Origin of the sequence: Aliivibrio sp. S3MY1 (assembly GCF_028765575.1) — a bacterium.
Lineage (GTDB): Bacteria > Pseudomonadota > Gammaproteobacteria > Enterobacterales > Vibrionaceae > Aliivibrio.
The window spans coordinates 1-1,809 of sequence record NZ_JARACO010000067.1; the positions used below are offsets into that span (position 1 = coordinate 1).

Annotated in this window: 2 protein-coding genes; both read right to left on the reverse strand. The window is 34.8% G+C overall.

Annotated features, from left to right (window positions below; translation table 11 throughout):
- Positions 1–111: 111 nt before the first annotated feature.
- Positions 112–792, reverse strand: coding sequence for an abortive infection system antitoxin AbiGi family protein (locus tag PVK62_RS17210; protein ID WP_274445604.1), 681 nt, complete (start codon positions 790–792; stop codon positions 112–114).
- Between the two features lie 138 nt (positions 793–930).
- Complete coding sequence (locus PVK62_RS17215; RefSeq protein WP_274445605.1) at positions 931–1,788, reverse strand: DUF2806 domain-containing protein; 858 nt, start codon at positions 1,786–1,788, stop codon at positions 931–933.
- Between the last annotated feature and the right edge of the window lie 21 nt (positions 1,789–1,809).

Consider the following 1,809-nt stretch of genomic DNA (forward strand, 5'->3'; position numbering starts at 1 on the left):
TGCATAACACGTTTGCTACGATACAGGCCTAGCTGAATTTTAACGCCTTAATCACTGAAACTAAAGGCAAACTGACAACGCCGAGTGTAGCAAATCGTGTTGATGCATTTGTTATATGGTTGTTTCCCATGGTGTTATTTTGATTAAAGAATCTGCAATTCCAAATTTTTGGCAAACTGCATGCCTCTCAGCTTCAGTTTTTACATAAATGGCCTCAATGTCTGAAATATTGAACCCTAGAGGAAAACTTAACAATCTATTGTTATATTTGTCTTTATTCTTTTTGAAAGCACTATAGTTGACAGATATAAGATACCCTCCTATATCTTGCTTTTGAGGTACAAACCTCCACTCATTTTCCTCTTTAAAGTAAAAGTCATGCTTATCAAAATAGCTGTTATAACCGCTAACGTGTTTAGTAAAACATTTAATTTGCATAACAGGTAGTCTAAGCGCACTAGGTAATTCAACTTTACCAGTTTTTTGTCTTGCTTTTAGCAAAGCGGCAAGCCCCAACGCAGCTTGCGAGTTTTTCTCAACATACATCACTGGATTCAGCTTATTTAATACTGCCCATTCATGTTTTAGAGCAACACCATAACCACCATATGTTATTTTCTGTTTGGAAATTTCATTTTCAGGATACTCACTAAAAGAAACCATAGGGTGTGCTGCGCTTGATATAACTCTTTTCTCATCACCAAAGTATTCGCCGCAGTACGTTATTCTAAATGACGACGACGTTAGGATACTATCTAGAACTTCAAATTTATTTGTAAAATGAATTATCATTATTTAACTACCTTAAACCATATAACGCCTGCATAACACGTTTGCTACCGTGCAGATTAAGCTCAAATTTACCACTTAATACGGTAAACCAAAAGAAATCTAGAATGCCGAATGTAGCAAATCGTGTTGATGCGATTGTTAGGCAGATAAATTTGATACAGTTATACCTTGTTTAGATAACTCCTCAATTACATACTCATAGAACTTTTGATTAATTTCAGTAACGCAAAGGCCTAACAATTCAGTCCCTGCATTAGTTAATAATACCTTTCCTGTTTTTATTTCATTATTAGTATCTTTTTTAAATTCAAATAACGTTGGTTTACTTGAATAATATAGAACCTCTTTCTTTGGCAGCCCCCGACGAGCATAACCTGAAGTTGTTTCAAATGATATTAACCCAATAGCATCAAGATGCTTAAGCGTGGTGAAATTTATTCCCTGCTCTTTGTATACTTCATTATCGGCATCAAATATTAATGGGGTTGGACCTCCAATTGTCCATACAAATTGACCGAATTTTGTGAATAATTCTGCATCTTTTTTATCCATAGAAGCAACAAAATCTACTGTTCTTTTAGAGTAAGTTCCAGGGTTAGAAGCTTCACCTGTTAAAAGACTTGACCATAGAGTTTGCATCTCTACGTCAGATACTTTGTCACATTTATCAAAAAAGTGAGTAACCCAATCTTCATCTAAATCTTCACTTTTAGCATTATTTGGTAACTGACTAATTGCACTCGCTGTTATATTTTCTATATTTTGTTGTTTACGAGCCTCTTGATGAACAAAGCGCTCAATTCCCCGATACTGAATTTCATCAAGCTCTATATTAGCTAGTGCCTTTATTTTAGCGACCTCAACTTCAGCTTTTGCCACATTTTTTATTCTTCGAGGTTCATAAAGAACCCCGACTGCATTAGACACTTTTTCAATCAAAATTGTCGCAGGTTTTGTTAAATCACCTAAATTAATTATTGAACTACCCTCTACCATAATATGTCCTTTTATTTGCCT

What these genes read in the sequence shown, in the direction of transcription:
- PVK62_RS17210 (WP_274445604.1), bottom strand. Translation starts at nt 792, where the DNA reads ATGATAATTCATTTTACAAATAAATTTGAAGTTCTAGATAGTATCCTA.
- PVK62_RS17215 (WP_274445605.1), bottom strand. Translation starts at nt 1,788, where the DNA reads ATGGTAGAGGGTAGTTCAATAATTAATTTAGGTGATTTAACAAAACCT.